Annotated in this window: 25 protein-coding genes; 7 read left to right on the plus strand and 18 right to left on the minus strand. The window is 34.1% G+C overall.

All coding sequences use genetic code 11. The annotated features are described in order from the left end of the window. Positions 1–164: 164 nt before the first annotated feature. Positions 165–1,382, plus strand: a complete 1,218-nt coding sequence (locus tag ACK1U5_RS08600; protein WP_069605249.1) for an MFS transporter — start codon at positions 165–167, stop codon at positions 1,380–1,382. Positions 1,383–1,431: 49 nt separating this feature from the next. Here the strand turns inward: ACK1U5_RS08600 and ACK1U5_RS08605 are convergent, their stop codons facing one another. The 5 genes from ACK1U5_RS08605 to spoIIP form a co-directional block, all read right to left on the minus strand. Further along, positions 1,432–2,907 (minus strand): amidase family protein, encoded by a 1,476-nt coding sequence (locus ACK1U5_RS08605; protein WP_069605250.1) that lies wholly within the window; start codon positions 2,905–2,907, stop codon positions 1,432–1,434. Positions 2,908–3,088: 181 nt separating this feature from the next. Beyond that, the gene (locus tag ACK1U5_RS08610) at positions 3,089–3,535 is read right to left on the minus strand and encodes an NUDIX hydrolase (protein WP_000178289.1); all 447 of its coding nucleotides are present in this window, start codon (positions 3,533–3,535) and stop codon (positions 3,089–3,091) included. Between the two features lie 23 nt (positions 3,536–3,558). Next, the gene (locus ACK1U5_RS08615; protein ID WP_000747647.1) at positions 3,559–4,299 is read right to left on the minus strand and encodes a M15 family metallopeptidase; all 741 of its coding nucleotides are present in this window, start codon (positions 4,297–4,299) and stop codon (positions 3,559–3,561) included. 11 nt (positions 4,300–4,310) lie between these two features. Continuing rightward, the gene (locus ACK1U5_RS08620) at positions 4,311–4,808 is read right to left on the minus strand and encodes a GNAT family N-acetyltransferase (protein WP_000617574.1); all 498 of its coding nucleotides are present in this window, start codon (positions 4,806–4,808) and stop codon (positions 4,311–4,313) included. 255 nt (positions 4,809–5,063) lie between these two features. Continuing rightward, positions 5,064–6,218: a stage II sporulation protein P gene (gene spoIIP, locus ACK1U5_RS08625; protein ID WP_001079280.1), complete on the minus strand. Its 1,155-nt coding sequence runs from the start codon at positions 6,216–6,218 to the stop codon at positions 5,064–5,066. An 88-nt stretch (positions 6,219–6,306) separates the two neighbouring features. On the opposite strand from spoIIP, the gene ACK1U5_RS08630 reads away from it, so the two are divergent. Further along, positions 6,307–6,603: a hypothetical protein gene (locus ACK1U5_RS08630; protein WP_000770734.1), complete on the plus strand. Its 297-nt coding sequence runs from the start codon at positions 6,307–6,309 to the stop codon at positions 6,601–6,603. Between the two features lie 4 nt (positions 6,604–6,607). Next, positions 6,608–6,925, plus strand: a complete 318-nt coding sequence (locus ACK1U5_RS08635) for a hypothetical protein (protein ID WP_002098535.1) — start codon at positions 6,608–6,610, stop codon at positions 6,923–6,925. On the opposite strand, the gene ACK1U5_RS08640 is transcribed toward ACK1U5_RS08635, so the two are convergent. From ACK1U5_RS08640 to cbpA, 4 genes are all read right to left on the minus strand, one after another. Next, positions 6,886–7,452: a DUF1572 domain-containing protein gene (locus tag ACK1U5_RS08640; protein ID WP_000435829.1), complete on the minus strand. Its 567-nt coding sequence runs from the start codon at positions 7,450–7,452 to the stop codon at positions 6,886–6,888. The two genes, ACK1U5_RS08635 and ACK1U5_RS08640, sit on opposite strands and share 40 nt — an antisense overlap. Then, the gene (gene csaA / locus ACK1U5_RS08645) at positions 7,433–7,762 is read right to left on the minus strand and encodes a chaperone CsaA (protein WP_001263016.1); all 330 of its coding nucleotides are present in this window, start codon (positions 7,760–7,762) and stop codon (positions 7,433–7,435) included. Before csaA ends, ACK1U5_RS08640 begins: the two co-directional genes overlap by 20 nt. Positions 7,763–7,827: 65 nt before the next feature. Then, entirely contained in the window at positions 7,828–9,165 is a 1,338-nt protein-coding gene (gene brnQ4 / locus ACK1U5_RS08650) for a branched-chain amino acid transport system II carrier protein BrnQ4 (protein WP_011110049.1), read from the minus strand. A gap of 454 nt (positions 9,166–9,619) precedes the next feature. Further along, the gene (gene cbpA, locus ACK1U5_RS08655; RefSeq protein ID WP_001220526.1) at positions 9,620–10,267 is read right to left on the minus strand and encodes a cyclic di-AMP binding protein CbpA; all 648 of its coding nucleotides are present in this window, start codon (positions 10,265–10,267) and stop codon (positions 9,620–9,622) included. Positions 10,268–10,523: 256 nt separating this feature from the next. Here cbpA and ACK1U5_RS08660 point away from each other — a divergent pair, with 256 nt between their 5' ends. From ACK1U5_RS08660 to ACK1U5_RS08670, 3 genes are all read left to right on the plus strand, one after another. Next, positions 10,524–11,393, plus strand: coding sequence for a hypothetical protein (locus ACK1U5_RS08660; protein WP_030025400.1), 870 nt, complete (start codon positions 10,524–10,526; stop codon positions 11,391–11,393). Between the two features lie 208 nt (positions 11,394–11,601). Next, positions 11,602–12,909, plus strand: a complete 1,308-nt coding sequence (locus ACK1U5_RS08665; RefSeq protein ID WP_000353738.1) for a hemolysin family protein — start codon at positions 11,602–11,604, stop codon at positions 12,907–12,909. 1 nt (position 12,910) lies between these two features. Beyond that, on the plus strand, positions 12,911–13,393 hold the full coding sequence (locus ACK1U5_RS08670) for a DUF456 domain-containing protein (RefSeq protein ID WP_000217334.1): 483 nt from the start codon (positions 12,911–12,913) through the stop codon (positions 13,391–13,393). Positions 13,394–13,417: 24 nt separating this feature from the next. Here ACK1U5_RS08670 and ACK1U5_RS08675 read toward each other — a convergent pair whose 3' ends face one another. The 4 genes from ACK1U5_RS08675 to cls all read right to left on the minus strand — a co-directional run bounded on the left by ACK1U5_RS08675 (position 13,418) and on the right by cls (position 16,213). Beyond that, positions 13,418–14,041, minus strand: a complete 624-nt coding sequence (locus ACK1U5_RS08675) for an NAD(P)-dependent oxidoreductase (RefSeq protein ID WP_000861655.1) — start codon at positions 14,039–14,041, stop codon at positions 13,418–13,420. Between the two features lie 101 nt (positions 14,042–14,142). Next, a complete protein-coding gene (locus ACK1U5_RS08680; RefSeq protein ID WP_001045960.1) occupies positions 14,143–14,322 on the minus strand; it encodes a hypothetical protein in 180 nt (59 codons plus the stop codon). A gap of 216 nt (positions 14,323–14,538) precedes the next feature. Beyond that, complete coding sequence (locus ACK1U5_RS08685; protein WP_044584381.1) at positions 14,539–14,997, minus strand: spore coat protein; 459 nt, start codon at positions 14,995–14,997, stop codon at positions 14,539–14,541. A gap of 31 nt (positions 14,998–15,028) precedes the next feature. Beyond that, positions 15,029–16,213 (minus strand): cardiolipin synthase, encoded by a 1,185-nt coding sequence (cls, locus tag ACK1U5_RS08690; protein WP_030025390.1) that lies wholly within the window; start codon positions 16,211–16,213, stop codon positions 15,029–15,031. A 160-nt stretch (positions 16,214–16,373) separates the two neighbouring features. On the opposite strand from cls, the gene ACK1U5_RS08695 reads away from it, so the two are divergent. Beyond that, the gene (locus tag ACK1U5_RS08695; RefSeq protein ID WP_000505094.1) at positions 16,374–16,460 is read left to right on the plus strand and encodes a YjcZ family sporulation protein; all 87 of its coding nucleotides are present in this window, start codon (positions 16,374–16,376) and stop codon (positions 16,458–16,460) included. 126 nt (positions 16,461–16,586) lie between these two features. On the opposite strand, the gene ACK1U5_RS08700 is transcribed toward ACK1U5_RS08695, so the two are convergent. The 5 genes from ACK1U5_RS08700 to ACK1U5_RS08720 all read right to left on the minus strand — a co-directional run bounded on the left by ACK1U5_RS08700 (position 16,587) and on the right by ACK1U5_RS08720 (position 21,833). Beyond that, positions 16,587–17,093 carry an acyl-CoA thioesterase gene (locus ACK1U5_RS08700; RefSeq protein WP_000141164.1) on the minus strand — a complete coding sequence of 169 codons (507 nt, stop codon included), beginning with the start codon at positions 17,091–17,093 and terminating at the stop codon, positions 16,587–16,589. Positions 17,094–17,211: 118 nt separating this feature from the next. Then, positions 17,212–18,081, minus strand: a complete 870-nt coding sequence (locus ACK1U5_RS08705; protein WP_000488043.1) for a TIGR03943 family putative permease subunit — start codon at positions 18,079–18,081, stop codon at positions 17,212–17,214. Between the two features lie 3 nt (positions 18,082–18,084). After that, entirely contained in the window at positions 18,085–18,981 is an 897-nt protein-coding gene (locus ACK1U5_RS08710; RefSeq protein WP_000418716.1) for a permease, read from the minus strand. Between the two features lie 198 nt (positions 18,982–19,179). Beyond that, complete coding sequence (locus ACK1U5_RS08715; protein WP_000932389.1) at positions 19,180–20,121, minus strand: magnesium transporter CorA family protein; 942 nt, start codon at positions 20,119–20,121, stop codon at positions 19,180–19,182. A gap of 332 nt (positions 20,122–20,453) precedes the next feature. Next, positions 20,454–21,833 carry a putative polysaccharide biosynthesis protein gene (locus ACK1U5_RS08720; RefSeq protein ID WP_000678847.1) on the minus strand — a complete coding sequence of 460 codons (1,380 nt, stop codon included), beginning with the start codon at positions 21,831–21,833 and terminating at the stop codon, positions 20,454–20,456. Positions 21,834–21,843: the final 10 nt, after the last annotated feature.

Consider the following 21,843-nt stretch of genomic DNA (forward strand, 5'->3'; position numbering starts at 1 on the left):
TGTTACAATGATCATTAATATAATACTATATCAATATATTCTTCATTATACATGAAAATCCCTTTCAAAAAGTGACAAAAAATTAAATTCTTTAAAAATTTTAATTTTTAAATTACAATTATTCTAATTACTAAATACTATTTTTTATAGAGGTGATAATCTTATTGAGAAACCTGTCACTAATCTACTATTTAGGTTCCAAAATATGCATTACTCTCGCTGACATCGTATATGTAATGATTATTACAACTCATATTTATATAGCAACTAAATCAGCTACTATTACTGCTCTTTTTCCATTATTACAAGTTATCACAAATCTAATTGCTAACATCTCTGCACCACTTATAATAAATCGTTTTCCATCTTATACGCTGTTATATACGCTCCAATGGCTGAAAACAGTCTTTTTACTATTATTAATGATTTTGTTCCCGGTCTTATCCACAAACATTATAGCTCTATTAACTTTTATTTTTGTCATTTCATTATGTAGTGGGTGGAGTGCTCCATTATTATACGGTATTCTTCCGCGCCTTACACCGAAAGAAAAATTAGTAAAAGTAAATAGTATCTTTTCCTTTTCAACACAAATTGTGCAAGCCGTTGCTTATTCATTTACGAGTATTGTCGTTCTTCTCATTGGCGCTACTTCTACACTCATGATTAATAACATTTTAATGATTTTCGGATGCATTGCATTACATTTTTCATTACGTTCCATACATACTGAAAGAATAGCAGATTCTCCCTCTTCCAAAAGTACTGTTTTATTGGAAGGTTGGAAACTCCTATTTCAAAATCCTTCTCTCCGTACCGTTACATATATGGACTTAATCGAAACTTTCGCAGGGACAATATGGATTGGTGCTATTACGATGGCATACGTTACGACTATCCTTCATAAGGGCGAAGAATGGTGGGGATATATTAATACAAGTTATTATGTTGGCACGTTAATCGGTGGTCTATTAGCCTGGAAAATGAGTTCCTATATTCAAAACAATTTAATACGATCTATGTCGATTGGCTCTCTTATGTTTAGTATTCTTACATTTTTATACGGTATGACAAGCAGCGGATTTATTGCGCTTTTTCTATGTGTTCTAATGGGACCATGTTATCAAATTAGAGATATTTCCCAAACGACTGTTTTACAATCAAGTGTCGCCCCTGCTTTATTATCCAAAATGTATACAGCACATGGTGCACTTCTTTCAACAGCCTCTGGACTATCTATGCTTAGCATTGGCATTATTACTGATATGTTCGGTGTTCGTACAATTTATATCATTGCTTCTATTCTTATTTTATGTTCCGCTTGTTTATCCTTTAGTTTATTAAAATATCATAAGACAGAGCAGAACGATATTTCATTTTAATCACTAAAACAAAGAGGACAGGGATTCCTGTCCTCTTTGTTTATTCTATTCATGATAAGTTGGGGATTTTTCTATGCTTTGTCGCTTGTTCAAAAGCATAAGCTAGCTTAATTAATACCCCTTCACTAAAGGCAGTACTTGCAATCGTAATTCCAAAAGGTCTCCCGCTTTCCATATACCCAGCTGGTATTGCTATAGACGGATAACCCGCTTTCGCACATATAGTAGAACCTATATAGGAAGGAAACAGTATCGCATCAAGATTATATTTTTCCAATGCAAAATCAATGCCTTGTTCTTGAGAAAAATATATATCTTCTAATCTCGCATTTAAATATTCTGGATTTCGTAACGTATTTGGAAAGTCTTTTCTTCCCTCTAACTTGGTTTGTCCATATTTTAAAGCTCTTTCTGCTATGTTTTTATTAAACTCCATTAACTCTGAAATAGAATGTACCGGAATAGTAGAAGGTAATTTAGAAAGATAGTTATCTAAACTATGCTTCAGTTCATAAAGCGGAACTCCCCAACTCCATTTTCTATGAAAAGAAGGAATATCAATATTTTCTACTACTGTCGCTCCTTCATTACGTAATACTTGGATCGTTTCCTTAAACAAGATTTCATCATACTCACCATTTTCGTAATAATCTTTTGGTGCAGCGTTAAACACACCAATCTTCGCTCCATTTAAGCCATTAACATCAAGATATTTTGTATAATCATGCTCTGCCCTACCTTCACTTCTATGAGTAGCAACATCTTTCTCATCTACCCCAATTAAACTCCCTAGCAAAATAGAAGCATCGGTTACCGTTCTAGCAAATGGTCCAGCTGTATCTTGTGAATAAGTAAATGGAATAATTCCTCTACGACTAATTAAACCGACAGTCGGTTTAATACCTACTACAGAATTTTGAACAGCGGGGCTCAAAATAGAAGCATCGGTTTCTGTCCCAACAGATACTACTGTAAAGTTAGCAGCAACTGCTATCGCAGATCCTGTACTAGATCCGCCAACAAACATATGATCCTTGCCCGTTCCGTATGGATTGATTGTTTGACCACCTCTTGCACTATATCCAGCCCACATTTCAAAAGACATTGCATTTGCTAATTCTGTCATATTCGTTTTTCCAATTATCACTGCCCCTGCTTCTCGCAGTTTAGTAACAAGAAATGCATCTTCACTGCTTATATTTTGTTCTAGAGCTATTGTACCTGCACTTGTATGCATGGAGTCATTCGTTTCAATATTATCCTTAAGCAAAACAGGTATTCCATGCAATGGTCCCCTTACGCCTTTTGTCTTTCTTTCATAATCTAACGCTTCTGCAATAAAAATAGCATCTGGATTGATTTCTAAAATTGAATTGATTTTCGGTCCGTCTTGATCATACTTTGCGATTCTATAGAGATAATACATTACTAGCTCTTTTGAAGTTAACTTTCCAGATTCCATTTCATTTTGAATATCTTGAATTGTTAATTCCTTTTTTAAGATTGGATTAAACTGAATTTCCATTTATATTCTCCCTTATATGAACTTTTTTAGCGTATAACCCTTAATTTTTCAATTTTTCACCTCAACACATCCTAAATTAATATCCCTTTAAAGAAATTCAATATCCTTATTTAAACACCTTTAATTTCCCGAAAAATAAAAAAAGTCTGAAACGGATTAAACTTCGCTTCAGACTCTTACATTACTGTGCGTATACTTCATCTAACAAATGTAAAAACTCACCTTGTTTCCCAGCTAATTCAGGGCATTTTGCAATATCAACCCATTCGTAGCAAAATACTAATCCTTTATCTTCCTCACCAGCACTTACAATATGTTCCCAAGTATCCTTTACATCTGTTAGTAAAGTTACATGAAAAAAGTGGCGTTTTTCATATTCCTGTTTTTCTTTCATATGTATGATGTAATCTGCTAAAAAACGTTCTATGCATAAATGACGCAATCCGGATTCTTCCTGTACTTCACGCAATATAGCCGCTTCTAACGTTTCACCTTCATTAACCGTTCCTCCTGGCACTTGAATACCAGCTTCATGTATATCACGATGTTTAAAAACAAGTAATTGCATAACCCCCTCTTTTTCTCTTGTAATATATGCATGTACTTTTTTCTTATATAACATCGTCATTATACGTCTCTCCCCTCAATCATTTACTCTGTTACTTCTTCAAGCGTCAGTTGATTATCATACAAATATGTAGCTTGTGGATTTCCCACATACCTTACGTGCCATGGTTCATACCGATAACCCGTAATCGTTTCTTTCGCTTTTGTGTATCGAACAACAAAACCAAATTTATGGGCATTTTCAGAAAGCCACTGACCTTCTTTCGTTTCCCCAAAAACCGTCTCTAACTGAAATTTAGCAGATTGAGACGTAATATCCATAGCTAGTCCAGTTTGATGCTCACTTGTGCCAGGAACCGCGCTAGACATTGCTGTTTTTGCTTCCCCGTCTTGTTTTTTATACATCGTATTTAATGCTTTTTGTCGATCAAAAGATCTAAATCCAGAAACTGCAAAAAGAAAAATACGCTCGTTGTCAGCCTGCTGAAACATATCCTCAAGCGCCCTCGCTGCCTCTTTTCTCATCTTTTTCTTTTCTTGATCACCTTCACTAGAGTAGCGCACTTTCGGAATAACTAAATCTGGCGGTCTATACCCATCTGGTAAACGCCTACTTTTATTTACAAGTACAAGCATTGAATTCGGATTATTAATTACCGCAATATCCCCATCCATATTAGCAATCGTTTCTTTCGCTTTCGGAAATATGCTATTTACACTTACTTCCCGCGCCTGCTTATCCTTATACATTTTATAATTGATTCCTGCTACTCCAATAATAATTATTGCAGCTACAATACCAAGTAGTGCCCATCTTTTTTTCATATAACGACCTCTTATTTTAATAATTTGGCCATTTCATACTCATCGATGCCCTTTCCATCGATAATAAGAGCAGCTTTTTTGACACCTTCTTTCTCAAATCCAGCTTTTTTATATAGTGCCTGAGCTCTTGTATTGTGGGCCATTACTGTTAATTCTAAACGCCATACATCATGTAATTTTGCCCACTTCTCAACCTCTTTAAACAATCTCGTCCCAATACCTCGCCCGCTATACTCTTGCAAAATACCAATTACAATGCTTGCCACATGCCTCTTTCTTTGAATGTTATTTCCATTCACTAATATAAAACCTACTATTCTCTCATCTTCAACTGCTACAAATATTGTTGCATATTCATTTTCCATAAATCGATGGATCATTTTTTCTTGTTGCTCAGCTGTAGTTTTCCTTTCTCCTGGTTCATATAGCATAAACTTCGTTTCTTCATCTAATTGCTTACTTAATTGCAAAAATGATGCTGCATCTTCTATTTCGATTTCCCTAATCACTTCAATCACCCTACCAGTTTCATAATAAAAAGTTTTCCTTATAAAAAGATTTTCTCTACTTTCCCGAAAATTCCTTTGTAAATCTCCTACTATAAATTGACAAATTTCGATATTACTATAACAACGACAAATTATGTCTATTCTGTGACGTCTCACCATTACAAAGAAAAAACGCAAGCATTACACTTACGTTTTTTCAAGATTGAAGTGCGCTAATAATTATCGATAGATGTCCTGGCTAATTCACGTTTCACTTTATCCATTCACTTTTTCTGCCTGCCAAAAATATTCACCAAATGCTTTAGCAAGTGCATCAATTGATCGATTCAATTCTTCCTCTGTATTATCTACACCGCCAACTTCAATTAATATTGCTTGTCCTGATAGGTCTTGATTATAGATTCCATTTCCTGTCTGGAACCCTTTTTGAATGACCCCACGGCTCACTCCTGGATATTTCTTATTAATCGCCTCATGTAAAGCTGTCGCTAATTGTAAGTTTTTTTCATAGTTTTTATTTCCTTTCCCTACTACAAATGCAAGCTTTGCATATGACTTATCTCCAATTGTTTTTGTCGTTACATTCTTTCGGGCACTATCACGATGCAAATCAAAAAAGTATTGAAGATCTTTATTTCCAGCCATAGCTTGCTGCACAATTTCTCGTGACATTTTATACGAACTATTACTGTTTAAACCTTTACTTATTAACTTTTGACCAACATCACTCTTATCGTTAGTAGCTCCAATCCCTTCACCTTCTAGTTGTTCACGGAAACGATCTCCTAATATAGAAATATTCGATACAGAACTCGTTGCTTTATTCGGATTCGGGTCATTCGTTAAGTTAAGTAAAGGTAAATAAGATTCCCAGCTATGTGTATGATAAATAAACGCAACTTGTCTCTTCCCAGTCGTTTGGGACGGCTGTTTTTTCTCTTTACTCGTATCTTGTTTAGGTACTTGTCCAGTTCCACTAGTCCGTTCCTTCACCACTTCTTCAAGAGGAACACTCGACTCTATCGGTAAGTTAGAATAATTTGTACCCTCACCCGCAATAACAATTTCTGTATCGTACTTACCAAACCCCGGGAGCTCTTTCCCGACGAAACTGCGTACATCATTAAAGCGAATATTTGTAGCCATAGAAAAGAGAAAAGAAGAAATTGAAAAATCTTGATTCAAATTTCGATACTCCTGTGTAAAATAATGATTCTCTTTTCCAAGTACATACATGTAACCATTCATCGATAACTCATTTAACCAATTATATAAATACGTTGACTTTGTCTCTTTCATAGAGGTTACCATCATACTAATAAGAAAAAAAGTCGCTAGCATTGTAGTAATAACAAATAAAACTAACTTACGCATACTTGTAAACTTCATAAAAAAAAAGCCCCGATTCATACTATCACCTCTCTATTTCAAGTTATGTACAAGCCCTAGAGAATAGACCGTTAAAATTTCGGCTATATTGTTAATGAGGTGAAATGAATTGAAGCTATTAATAGGAATATTACCAATTGCTCTATCATTCATTTTTTATTTGTCCGCTAAGCAACCAAAAATCGCTATTGTGCTACATATTTCTGCGTACTTGGCACTGTATGTACTCGGTATAATTATTTCCATTAATATATACGATGTTTTAATACAAGATTTAGTTTTCATGACGAGCATTCATGGAATTTTACTGAATCCATTTTTCCTTATTGCAGGAGCGTATATAGGAACATACACTTTGTACCTACTTTTGTCTCACATTATTATGAAAATAAAAAATGGAGCGTAATGAAATGCAACCACCATTTATCTGTCATACATGCAAAAAAAGAATTGTGAGAAAGAAAGACCTTATTACAGCCACATGGTACTTCCGCTTTTATTTATTTCACAGTGATTGTTTTAAACGACAGCAAGTGTTTATCTCACGATTTCTCCCTGTGAATACACTTTTCAATTTCTTTCTTATTATATATGGACTTATTTTTGGCAGTATTCTTATGATTACAGAACCATCTATTATTTGGCTGACTTTCTTTTTTCCCATTTTTTATCGGTTTCTTTCTTATTATTATGTTGAACGTTTTTTCTCTACAGAACGCGTAGACTGACCTCTCGGAATACTTAAACATTCCCACTCATTTTCTTTTAACATCTTCCCAATGTAAATAATCTGACCAATATGCAATGCATAATGAGCAATTTGCCTTTCAATTGCTTGCATGACAGTATGTGCTTCACCGCGAATGTATACCGTCTTCAATAAGTGTTCCGGCGTTAAAGTATTCATCGTATTAAAAACATATTTCCATCCTTCTTGCCAAGCTATAAGGGTTTCTTCTTTTGAGTGATAGCATCCTTCAAATTCACCATCTCGATTACGATCTGTTTTTTCACCATCAGACGTTAAAAAATCCGTCCATCTAGAACGCATATTACCGTGAAGATGCTTAATAATAATCGCTATACTATTTGTTTCTTCATGAGAAGACCATTGTATTTGTTCATATGATAATTGAGAAAGTGCCCGCTCCCCTTGTTTCTTTGTTGCTTTAAAGTTCGAAATCGCACATTGCAAATATTCTCGTCCGATATCCATATTAGCCCCTACCTTCACCCTAGCTAATTTTTGTTCCATTTGGCAATTTCATATTAGGCTGAAGTAACACAACATCATCAGCTTCAGGAACACCACCAAGCACAAGCACTTCTGATTTGAATCCAGCTACACGCTTTGGTGGAAAGTTTACAACAGCAACGATTTGTTGACCGATTAAATCTTCTGGACTATACCTTTTCGTAATTTGAGCACTTGACTGCTTTATCCCGATTTCTCCAAAATCTATTGCTAGTTTAATCGCTGGTACTCTCGCTTCTTTAAATTCCTCTGCATGTATTACAGTTCCAATTCTCAAATCCAAATTTAAAAAATCTTCAAAATTAGCCATTTATCATCCCCCCCAATTATTACTTAGACAAAATACAAAAATCCCCTTCAAAAAAAGAAAGGTGCCTAAGCACCTTTCTTTTGTAATTCACTTGATTCATTTGATTTATAGAAGAAGAAACCGAGAATCCCGCCAATACATGATGGAATTAACCATCCGATTCCTTCGTTATATAACGGTAACATTTGTAGTACATTAGAAATCGCGTCAATTTTAATTTTCGCACTTTCTAAACCGTTAAAGAAACTAATTAACAATGCACCTAAAATAGCTCCAATATAAATTGTATTACGCTTCCCAATCCACTTATGGAAATACGAAAGTACAATTAATACGATTGCAACTGGATAAATGATCATTAACACAGGTAATGTTACTGCGATTAATTGTGTTAAACCTAGGTTAGATACAATTAAACTAAATACACATACCATTGTTACAATCGTTTTATGCGAAAGTTTTGGGAATAAGTTTGTAAAGAAACCCGCACACGCAGATGTTAACCCAACAGAAGTTGTTAAACAAGCGAGTATAATAACAAGCCCTAATAAAATTTTACCACTCGTCCCATATAGCTCATTTACAACATTCGTTAAAATAAGACCACCGTTTTCTGAGATACCAAGTGATGTACTTGTTGAACCAAGATAAGCAAGTGATAAATAAATTAACGTTAAACCAAGTACAGCAATAATACCTGATACTACTGTTATTTTTGCAATTTGACTACTCTCTTTTATCCCTTTAGAGCGGATAACTTGTACAACGACAATTCCGAATACGAGCGCGCTAATTGCATCCATCGTTAAATATCCTTGAATAAATCCACCAAAGAAAGCATTTTCTTTGTAAGCAGCTAACGGCGCAGCTGGCTCTCCAATTGGATCAATAATTGCCTTTCCGACAATAACAGCCACAATTAATACTAATAATGGTGTAAGAAACTTTCCGAACCAATCCACTAATTTAGATGGATTTAATGATAAATACCACGTTATTCCGAAGAAAACTATCGTGAAAAGAAATAGCATGTACCACTCTGAAACCATTGCCTCTGATAAAAAAGGCTTCATACCCATTTCAAACGAAACAGCTCCAGTACGAGGAATCGCGAAAAATGGTCCAATTGCTAAATAACTAATCAATGGGAAAATAAACGCAAATATAGGGTGGACTCTAGAAGATAGCGCTTTCAAGTCCCCCTCTACAAACGCGACAGCTGTTACAGCTAGTAGGGGTAATCCGACTCCCGTTACAAGGAATCCTATTGTAGCAATCCAAACATTCTCTCCTGCTTGTTGACCTAAAACTGGCGGAAAAATTAAATTTCCTGCTCCTAAAAATAATGCAAATAGCATTAAACCAATTGCTACCGTATCACCTGGCCTTAAACGTCCCTTCATGCTCTTCATTTGCATAGCACTTTTTCATTGTTTATCTCTATATTTTACAATATGCTATGCATCCTCCTCTCTGCTCAAGATGATAAAATATGCCCCTTACAAAGCAGTGTCTTTCTCCATAATTTCTCCATTCCCCTTATTTTTACTCTAATCATTAATATAATTATTATTTTAATTTTTGATTTTTTTGAATTTTTAAATCATTAGAGTGTTATTACGTGGAGTATAGTTGTCAGACCTCTTTGTTTTTATCACACATATAGTAACATATTTAGTTGCAAAATAAAAACATATTTTCAAATTGATTTTTTTGAAAATCGAAATTATCTACATTTTTTATTCTCTTACACAAATATTGTTATAATCTCACCTATTATTCGATCGTTATTTTCAAATAACTTTATACACGTAACATACAAAAGCCATCTAATATAATTTAGATGGCTTTTGTATGTTACTCTATCGTTTCAACTTCGCGTGGATTTTTCATCTCTTCCACATACACAACTCTAAATCCGTGATCTTCTAAATCTTTCAATAATGTCTCTAATTCACCGTCGTTAAACTCTTCTCCTAATGTAAACATAATTCTACGAACTAATAAGGCATCATTATCAAAAGTCATCAAACTTTGAATACCAGTGTATTTCTTTAAAACTGTCGATAACTTTTGGATTGCTCCATTATAGTCTTGCGTTCCAATCATGACAGAGTATTTACTAGAGTGAACACCCCATGCATCCTCTAATAACTCAAAAACTTTTTTATGCGTTAAAATTCCAAGGAAAACCCCTTTTTCATCAACTACTGATAAATAAGGCAATTTTTTTATTGTAAAAAATACTTTAAAGAAAGATGAATCTTCTCTCACAAATCCTTCTTTATCGTTTAATAATTGTATTACACTCTCATCAAGTGATCCTTTATATTCTAAAATATCTACTTTATATATATTCCCTAAAAATTTCTCTTTTTTTTCATCTAAAACTGGTACACAACGATACCCCGTTTTATTTAAATGCTCTAACGCTTCCCCTATCGTAATCGAACTTGAGCACAGTAAAACTTCCCTTTTCGGCACGTAATTCCCTTTAATCCTCATAAAAAGCCTCCTTATGTTAAAATACTTTCTGTGCCATAACTATATTATATTTTCAGAAAAAAATAAATAATTTATTTTATTTTTCTGAAAATTATTCATTTTCTTGTCATAATTTATTCATGAATCCTTCACTTGCATATTTTTGCTATCAAATCTTCTCTCTGAATTACTGAATGAAAAATATATTGTAACTTCTTTCAAAAAAAGCTAAAATAAGAATAAGAATTTTCTGAATATTCTAAGAGTAGGTGGTTATATGTCCTTATTACGCTCACATATATGTAAATTTATAATTGGCATTATTGTTATTTTTGCCATAAGTCCTATTCCAGCTCTTTTTATTACACACAATTATTCTTATCAAAATGGATTTATTAGCATTTTTCAAAACTTCGCACAGCTTTCTTCTATATCAATTCCAAAGGTTGATTGGATGCATGAATCTATCTTTTTCTCAGCAAACCAAATGATACATACTTCTAATCATTCAACACCATTATTCCCTTACATATGGGAAATATATTTTATATCGATTGTTCGTTTTACTTTTACCCTTGCGATCGGATTTTTCATAAGTTTGGGTATCGGCCATTTATTTTTCAAAGTACCTAACTCGTTTAAAAAGTTTACTACTGTATTGAAATGGATTCCTTACTCTTTTTGTACTGTGGTATTACAATGTTCAGTCTTATTACTACTTCTATACGTCGCACAATTTATAAACCTTCCTTACTACTCATCATTTATCATCGTATGTAGTACTTCCATGATTATCGTTATGCAAGCAGTAAAAAAATGGATTCCTTTCTTAAAAAACACAAATGAATATGAAATAAAACATGATTCTTTTCTTGTGGATACATTGTTTTTGGCGCTTACTTCGAATCATAAATCAATTTTAGGTTCCATTATTCTTTCATTCGTTTTTATGGAATGCGTTTTTCATGCAAATGGACTGTTACAATTTATCGTTCAATTTGGCGGAAATTCACCCATAATTGTTACAATCGGCTTATTACTACTCTATATCCCATATAGCATACTTTCTTTCCTTCAAACACTATGGACCACAAACTACTCCAAGCAACAGTCATACACTTTAACGAGAAGTGTTCCAAAACCTTAATTTAAAATAACCCTCTATAATCTAAAAGTAGGGGGTTATTCCTTTTGTATAGCGGACAAAATAACAGCAAATTCAAAAACTATTACAGAAACATACCAATATTTACCCTTTTCCTTTGACTATTCTTTTCATTTGGATTTATTATAAAAGTATAACATAATTGCAGGAGGTGACATCTTTATTCCAAACCTTGGAATGGAGAACACGCTTGGACATATTAAATATTTTTCTCATCTTTGTACTTATTCTTATTTCTGGCTTTTTCGTTGCATCAGAATTCGCTGTTGTAAAAGTACGAAAAAGTCGAATTGACCAACTTGCAAATGAAGGTAATAAACAAGCTTTAGCTGCAAGAAGCGTCCTATCTAATTTAGATGTTTATTTATCAGCTTGTCAGCTCGGAATTACAATCACTTCTTTAGGACTTGGTTGGCTTGGTGAACCAACTGTGGAGCATATACTACGACCGCTCTTTGAAAAAATTAATATTACTGGAACAATGGCTAACACTTTATCTTTTGTTATCGCTTTTAGCGTTATTACATTTTTCCACGTTGTATTAGGTGAATTAGTTCCAAAGTCTTTCGCAATTCAAAAAGCAGAAGCGATCACACTCAAATTTGCAAGACCGCTTATTTTATTTGATAAAATTATGTACCCATTCATTTGGCTACTCAATAGTACAGCTATATTTTTCACAAAATTACTCGGATTAGAACCTGCGAAAGAAAGTGAACTTGCTCATTCTGAAGAGGAATTGCGACTCATTTTAGGTGAAAGTTTTAAAAGCGGTGAAATAAACCAAACCGAATATAAATATGTAAATAACATTTTTGAATTTGATGATCGAGTTGCAAAAGAAATTATGGTTCCTCGTACCGAAATGATTTGCTTATCTACTGAAAATACGTTAGAAGAAAATATGGATATCGTCGCTACTGAAAAATATACACGCTATCCAATTATCGAAAAAGATAAAGATGATATCATTGGGATGATCAATACGAAAGAAGTATTCCATGATCAAACGAAAGGTATTTATAAACCACTTGAATCTTATATACATCCTGTTCTAACTGTATTTGAAACAGTTCCAATTCGTAAAACGTTAGTCCATCTTCAAAAAAATCGCGTTCAGATGGCAATCGTTATGGATGAATATGGTGGTACTGCCGGACTTTTAACGATGGAAGATATTCTTGAAGAAATCATTGGAGAAATTCAAGATGAATTCGATGCGGATGAATCACCTATGATTGAAAAGCGTACACCTAAGCTTACTGTTTTAGATGGAAAGGTGCTTATTTCTGAAGTAAATGATATGTTTGGCCTACATATTGATGATAGTGATTTAGATACAATCGGAGGATGGCTTCTTTCTCAAGCAGTTGACTTAAATATTGAAGCTGGCTATTCCATTGAATATGCTGGTTTTCAATTTAAAGTATTAGAACTTGATGGACATCAAGTCAAAAAAGTTGCTGTACATAAACTAGATATTAAAAAGGAGCTATAAAGTGACCGTTTTATTAACAATTTGTATCATTGCCTGTTTCATTGTTTCATTTCTCGCCTTTATTTATCCAATTATCCCTGGCATACTAGCTGTCTGGGCTGGATATTTGATTTACCATTTCGGTATAAATGGAGGCGAATTAACAACTTCTTTTTGGATTATTCAAGTCATTTTCACTCTTTTCATTTTCGTTGCTGATTTTATTGCAAATGGATATTTCTTAAAAAAATACGGTAGTTCTAAATGGGGCGAACGTGTCGGAATGATTTCTATCATTGTCGGATCGTTCTTCTTCCCACCATTCGGACTTATTATCATACCGTTCTTATCAGTATTTATAACAGAACTAGTGCATAAAAAAGCGCCAAAAGATGCCTTTCTAGTTGGAGTCGCTACTGTAGTTGGTTTTTTAAGCAGTACAGTAGCGAAAGCAATTCTCCAAATCATTATGATTATCATCTTCTTGTGTTATATCATCTTTTAACCATCCCGACTTCGGGATGGTTTTTTAATATGCAATACCTACTCGACTATTTTCATATATGTTTTTCTTACATAGATCCCATGCAAAGTGTGCTGTATCACCCACTGTAATTTTTGATCCACCCTCTGGCAATATATCTTTTTCAGTTCGATATACCTCTGTCGCCTCACCATCTATTAAATGTGTCGGACAAACAACTGTCCAACATAAATTATTACTATTACTTAGTACTTTATATGCAGCCAAATGATCTTCCGCTGCCGTTGTCGTTTTCCTTTTTGATTCCGTTGATTGAAAACGATATAAATTTAGATTTGTTCTTGCTTGTAAAATACCAGCTGTTCCTATTGTTATGATTCTACGAACCCCTTCTTCTTCCATTTGCTTAATGATTTGTGGCATACTCTTCCCTAATGTTCCATTTTGATCCGTTCCAAGTGTACTAATTACTATATCGCTTCCTTCTATCACTTTCTTTATATCATTTTCGTTCAATACATTACCTTCTATCACTCGTAGCCTTTCATGTTGTATTTCTATTCTATTTAAATCACGCGCTAATGCAGTCACTTCAGCTGAATCCTTTAATGCTAAATTAATTATGTTTGAACCTACTCGTCCTGTTGCTCCCAATATACATACTTTCATTTGTTTTCCCCCTCTTTCATTCTCTTTCTATTTTTCAATAATCTCAGTCAATTTACAACAAAAAAGCTTCCTCATATATGAGAGGAAGCTTTATTATTACTTTATTTCTTTTCTTTAGAATCAGTAGACTTCTCGGTTCCGCTTGTTTCTTTATCCTTTTTATCCTCTTGTTGTGTTGTTGTGTCGTCTTCTTTCTTCTTGTCCTCACCTTTACTACAACCTACCATTAATAAAGAACTTGCAAGTGCCATAGCAGTTAATGATTTAACCCATTTGTTCATTTGCGTTTCCTCCTTGTGATAGAATATGTACAACCTCATATTACTCTCTATTTTTAAAGGAGAGATTGAAAAACAGTAAATATACGGTAAATTTTTGTAAATTTTCTGATAACAAAACCTGATTTTATTTTATTTCCAATCGATACACAATAAAACTAGTTTTTTCTCTCAATGGACGTAAAAAAACTAAGGCGCATACCATTTCGCCTTAGTTTCTCATGCAAACTTTTCATTTTCATATAGATGTGTAATCTTATATTCCTTCTTCATAACATATTGCCACACACTATAAGCGTAACGGTTCATTTTCAGGAAACAATTTTCCAAAAATGAGCGAAACTCTGGATTAGCAACTTCCACTGCAACTTGAGCAAACTTTAAAGCTAATCGTTTCAAGTGCGCAATATAACTGGTTGCAATATGAATATCCCCTGTATATTTACTAACTGTTTCCTTTTCCATTTCATGCAAATCAAACTCCGTTGGTTCACAGGTTATATGCTGCACATTCTCTCCTTCTTGAAAATTTACTTGTTCATTATATGCTTGTAACATATATGGTAAATGGTGCTGTAATAGATTTTTTAATTCTTCGTCTCTGACCTTTCCAGTATACTCTCCAACCTTGTATATTAGCATATAACTATATCTCATTAATTCTTTCATACAGTCCATTAAAGCGCCTCCCTTCTCTTTTGTCCATATACTATAAATATGATGCTAAAACATTCGCTATTCTTGCTAAAAACCAATCCCATCTACTAATTTTCTCAAAATCTTCTTCAGAAAATCGTTTTGATTTATGAAAGTCTACCTGTAATCGACTCCATACTTCATCAACAACTGTTTTATCATATATGATACAGTTAGACTCGCAATTTAAATAAAAACTTCTATTATCAAAATTCGCTGTCCCAATATCAACAATTTCTCCATCAATGATTGTTACTTTCCCATGAAAAAATCCATTTCGATATTGATAAATCTCCGCTCCAGCATGTAACATATCTTTCAAATATGGATAGGCAGCTTGTTTTAACAATATGGCATCACTTTTAAATGGCACGAGAATTTTCACATTAACACCACGATTTAATGCAGCTTTTAACTCTTTCACCATTTCTTTACTTGGTACAAAATATGGTGTAGCGATAATTAAAGACTTTTTAGCCTGCTTTAATAGTGCTCCATATTTTTCCCATAAGCCTTTTCCATTTGAAAATAAATATTGATATTTTATATTCCCTAATGTAGGTATACTTTCATGTATAGGCATTTTTTCTCCTGTATCTTCTTTCCAATCTTCGGCGAACTTTCTTTCCATATCCGCTGCACCCTCACCATGGATACGCACGTGATAATCACGCCATGGCCCAAACTTTGGATTTTGTCCAAGGTACTCCTTTCCGATATTAAAGCCACCGACGTATGATACCTTTCCATCTATCGTAACAATACGTCTATGATTTCGTTGATGCAAAGAATAGAACATATTTTTCAGTTTCGGTTTTTTACTAAATGTAAACTTCACACCGTTTTCCTTTAATCGGCTAATTACCTTTTTCTTCAGCTTATATCCGCCTACCCGATCGACTGACAATTTCACTTCTACTCCGCTAGATGCTTTTTTCTCTAATAACTGTAAAAACTCTTGGCTTATTTCGTCTTTTCCTACAATATAAAAATGGATATATATATACTTTTCTGCATCGTTTATATCGTCAAATAATTTTCTATATAACTCTTCACCGTTCGTATATAGTTGAAATTCACCTAATCGAACTTGTCCTAATTCATATTCACTAGCCATTTCCTTCCCCATTTCCACATCGATGTTCATCCAAATGAATACACCTATTAAACAAAGGATTATAGCGAAAAAGTGCTTCATGGATAAATTCCTTTCTCCACTTACTGTTATTTCTATATCTTCCCTTTTTTATTACATTATCATTCAAGAAAATATGTCATTGCATGATATATGTCCATATCAAACAATAGCTCATTTGCATATTGTATGTTGTATCTTAAAATAAAAGGAGGAAATAACAATGGGCTTCGCACATGGTAATGGATTTGCGCTATTAGTCGTATTATTTATCCTCTTAATCATCGTCGGTGCTGCTTGCTTCTGCTAAGTAGCTACTGTCATATGATATGTGGATGAAAAAACTATAAAAGCGGACACCTATTTTTAGGTGTCCGCTTTTCATTTTAAAACCATTTCCGACTGCTATAGTAACTTAAATGGCTAAATATTCATCTCAAAAGGTTAACAATGTGGCTACTTTCTTACTCTCTGCCTTACGTATATGACGCTGTTCTGCACGTAACACAGCAATACGATGTAATTCTTTCTCTTCTTCGGTTTCAGGGATAACACGCGGTACTGGAACTGGATTATTTTCCTTACTAAGTGCCACAAAAGTAACGAATGACGTTGCCGCTATACGCTTCTCACCTGAAATTAAATCTTCAGCCACTACCTTCACAAACACTTCCATCGAAGTTCTTCCCGTCCAAATTACGAAAGATTCATAACTAACACAATCTGAAGAACGAACAGGATGTAAGAAATCGACCCAGTCCATAGATGCTGTGACACATTCCTTTCTTGAATGTCTGGATGCTGAAATAGAAGCAACCATATCCATCTCCGCTAATATCTTCCCACCAAATAGCGTGTTATGATCATTTAAATCTGTTGGGAAGACTCGGCTCGTTTTGAACACCCTTGACTCATTAGCTGTTTTCCCCTTTACTTCTGTCATTGTTATCACCCCTTTAATGATCTATCCCTAATATTTCAATAATCACTATACTAATGAACTACACGTTTAATATTAACAACATTCAGAACTTTTAGTCCACAAAAAAGAACCGATTTTATCAATCGGCTCCTCTAAATACATATTGTTCTTTCGGCTGTTCAACTTTATTCCATTTTGTTACTTCTAATACAGGAATATTCGCATGAAACGGCTGATAAAACTCAGTAGTTATCTCTCCTTCTACTTGAATCCAGTCATCATTATTCCACTCTACGCCTTCTGGTTTTTTCACTAACATACCATACACACCAGAATCTGCTACGCAATGTATAATACCGAAACGGAATAAGAAGTATTGTTCTTTTTTAGAAGAATCATCTCTAAAAACAAACCCTTTAAAAGATAATTTTTTCCCAGTAAACTCGCCAGGATAATTATAAATTGTTTCCATACCCTTTAGGAAGTCTTCATCTTTCAAATTAATATTGTCTTTCGTAACAAACTCTTTCTTCCCTTTTTCCATTACACCGCGGTATCCTTCTTTCCCGTAATAAATGCTCGTATCAGGTCTTAGGAATTGTCTTGTCATAAATGGATCCTTACTTTCTGCTTGTGCAACAGGAAAGTGAAAGCCCTTCGCTTTAACAATATCCGAATCTAGCGTCGCAATTGGGAAAAATAACCCTGAGATAATTGGAAAACAAAACAATGAGTACGAAAATGCTTTTTTCCACCATGTATTCTCATCTTTTGAATGATCATGCCCGCAATGGCTATGGTCGCAACTGCAATCATTTTTCTCTTTTTCCTTTTGGTGCTCTTTTTGGAAAACGACGATAATTTGTATAATCGTTAAGAAACCTAAAATAATTGCTGCTGTTGTTGATAAATAGGCATACTTCATATTGATATACTTCGTAATGTTACCAGAAATATGAAGCTGCGCAATTAATATTGTAAAACCTAATAATATATATGCTCGAAACATAACCTACCACCCCATCGCATAAATGAGTAGTGAGCTTGCATAAACAACAAGAGTAACTGTAACTATAACAACAATTACAAATTTCGTTTTAAATGTCGCAAGCATCATAAACATATTTTTAATATCCACCATCGGTCCGTAAACGAGGAACGCGACAAGTGAAGCTGTTGAAAACGTACTTTGGAACGAAGAAGCGATAAATGCATCTGCCTCTGAACAAAGTGATAATATATAAGCAAGTCCCATCATAACAGCTGATGAAGAAAACGGACCTTGTCCAATAGCAAGAAGTGTTGAAGTTTGTACAAACGTTTGTACCGCTGCTGCAATTAACGCACCTAGTACTAAATATTTTCCCATTGAGAAGAATTCCTCAACAGCGTGTGTACATACATCCCACATTTTTTTACGCAGTGGACGCTTATTATTCACTTCTGGGAAGTGATCATCTCTTAATTGATGTTCTTTAAACATAAAGGATAATATAATTCCAACGATAATGGCTACGATAATCGCTACAATAGAACGATACCATACCATGTGCATACTACTCCCAAAGGCAACATAAGTAGCAAATAATACAACTGGATTAATAATAGGTCCAGTTAACATAAATGCAATCCCTGCGTATGGTGGAACACCTTTTCCAATTAATCGTCTTACAATCGGAACAATTCCACATTCACAGCCCGGAAACAACATACCTAAAAAAGTAGCTAATAAAACAGACAGAAATCGGTTTTTCGGCATCCATTTTGCCACCATATCTTCTGTCACGAACATTTGAATGAATCCTGAAATAAATACACCAATGAGCACGAAAGGAAGTGCTTCGATCAATATGGAGATAAAAATTGTATTCATTTGCAGGAATGCTTTCGGTAATTGAAACAATTCCATGATGTATTTCCTCCAACTTTTCATTAACAATATGTAATTTTAACCCCATTTCATTAATTGAACAAGGCTTATATGGAATACATACCCTTTATATACATTACATTGTACAAGTTATATTCTATTCAAAATTTGAGATTTCATAGCAAAAAAGCTGCTCTAGCGTAGTTGTATAACTATGCTAGAGCAGCTTTCTTATCGTTAAAAGTAACGTTTCTTCCAAAAAACAAAAGCTAACGTGAAAGATAGTGTTACACATATGATGAGTACAATTACAAAACCGTGGGCTTCTCCTTCAAACGGAACCTTTACGTTCATTCCAAAGAAACTAGAAACCATCGTCGGTAAAGATAAAATGATCGTAATTGACGTTAACAGTTTCATAACACTATTTAAATTATTTGATATAACGGAGCTAAAAGTATTCATCATTCCACTTAAAATATGACTATATATTTCCGCCATTTCAATAGCCTGTTTATTTTCAATTAATACATCTTCTAATAAATCTTGATCGTCTTCATACATTTTTAAAAATGTACTATTACGCATTAACTTTTGAATTACAATTTTATTAGCCTTTAATGACGTTGTAAAGTATACTAAGCTTTTCTCAAGGCCTAACAATGTGAAAATCTCTTTATTTTTCATTGACTGATTTAATTGATGCTCTAAATCAATTGTTTTTCGATTTATTTGCTTTAAGTATCTTAAATAATAAGTAGAAATCGTATATAAGAGCTGAAGTGCAAAGCGCGTCTTCTTAAACGTATAAAATTCTTTAATACGTTGATTAATAAAACGTTCAAAAATTGGATTCTCTTCTAAGCAGATTGTAACAAAACAATCCGGCATCACAATCATACCTATTGGAATCGTGTCATAAATCGAATTTCCTTCTTCGTCATGTCTAACTGTCGGAATATCGACGATAATTAAAGTATTATTGTCTTCCTTTTCAATACGAGAGCGTTCTTCATCATCCAAAGGGTCTTTAATGAAATCTAAGTCTACATTTAAAGTTTGTACTAGATATTGAATTTCTTCTTCTGTTGGATGAAGTACATTAATCCAGCACCCCTTTTGCATTTCCTCAATCTCTTGTAGTTTTCCGTTTCGGTCTGTTAAATATATATTTAACATACTATCACCCCGATTCTTTTTACATGTAGGAATCTACCTCTCTTAAATCACAGTTTTTAAACCGCCATTCTCAGCATATGAAACATACGTTTAAATTTCAATAGAAAAATTATTTTGAAAACGTTTTTATAAGAAAAATATTATAAAGTGAAACTTTAATCAGTGGGGGCTTCATCCCCCACTGATTTTCAGCCCTCACCAATCGGGCTTTTACGGGCTGCCCGCCCCCAACCAAACTTCTTTTCTTTCGCTGAATTTTGAGATGAGGATCTTACTGCCCGTTAGAGCGGGATAAACATAGAAAAAGACAGAGTGCTCTCTGCCTTAAAAGCTTATGTTGCCTTTATAACATATTTAGAAAGCATCCACAAGTTAAACCCAACTGAAATCGTATAGCCCGCGTATGTTGAAATGATAAAACTTACATAATCGAAATACGGAAGCAATACAATATTTAAAACTATCTTCACAATAATTCCAATCACTAGTCCTAGCACCGTCTTCTGCTGTTGATTGATTCCTTGTAGCATAGCAGCCGTTACTGTAAAAAGAGAAAATAGTATGCAAGCAGGAGCATAATACTGTAAAATGATTCTCCCCATCTCTGGATCATTTCCAGCACCAAATAAAAGGGTATATACAGGCTTGGCTAACACCATCATTCCAATTGCCGCCGGTACCGTAATCGCTACTACTAATACATTTGTTCTCGTAAAATGTTTGTACAATAGCTTCGTATTTCCTGCTGTATAAGCTTTCGTCATCTCTGGTACGAGAGACATACTAAAAGCTGTCGCAACGGATACCGGGATAAGCACAACCATTTGAACAAGGCCAATTATTGCATTAATTTTTTCCGCTTCGCCTTGCATATACCCTATCTGTATAAGTAGTTTATTAATTGTAAATGTATCAATCGTCTGATACAACGGAATTGCTAAGCCTACTACAACAAATGGAATAGAATATGTAAAGAGCTCCTTATAAAGCGAGAAAAAAGATTTCGTTGTTTGTGGTATACTTGCCATTTCTTTTTTCTTTAAGTGCCTTCTCCTTCTCATATAATACGCACTTAAAACAGTTAATCCACCTACAGCTCCCATAAAGGCACCGAACGTTGAAATACCAACTGCTAGCGAAACAGAAGCTTTTAAAACATATAAAACAACAAAGCTTCCTATTAAAATGGTTAAAACCCGAAAAAATTGCTCCACAACTACACTTAATGCAGAAGGCCCCATCGATTGGAATCCTTGAAAGAAGCCCCTTAATAAACTCATTACTGGCACAAGTATTAACGCAAAACTTACAATTCGAATATTAGTAGTAACCGCTCCTACACTATTCCCCGTTTGATCATTCCCATCGATGACAAGTTTAGCTAAATGCGGAGCTAGCATATATAACGTAAAACACGAAATGACTCCCATTATAAACATAAACACGATTCCACTTTTCAACACTCTCTTAACCGTATGATAATCATTCAGTTGATCATATTTTGATACCATCTTTGAAACAGCTAGCGGTAATCCCATTGTTGCTATGCTGAGCATGATGGTATAAGGACGATATGCGTATGTGTATAGAACGTAACCACTCGTACCGACCATCGCTGTAAATGGTATAACATATATAAACCCTAACATTTTTGATATCATCGTTGCCATCGTTAAAAATATCGTTCCACGTATAAACGGTGACCCTTTCATCACATTCCTC

The organism is Bacillus sp. XB1 (assembly GCF_053557995.1).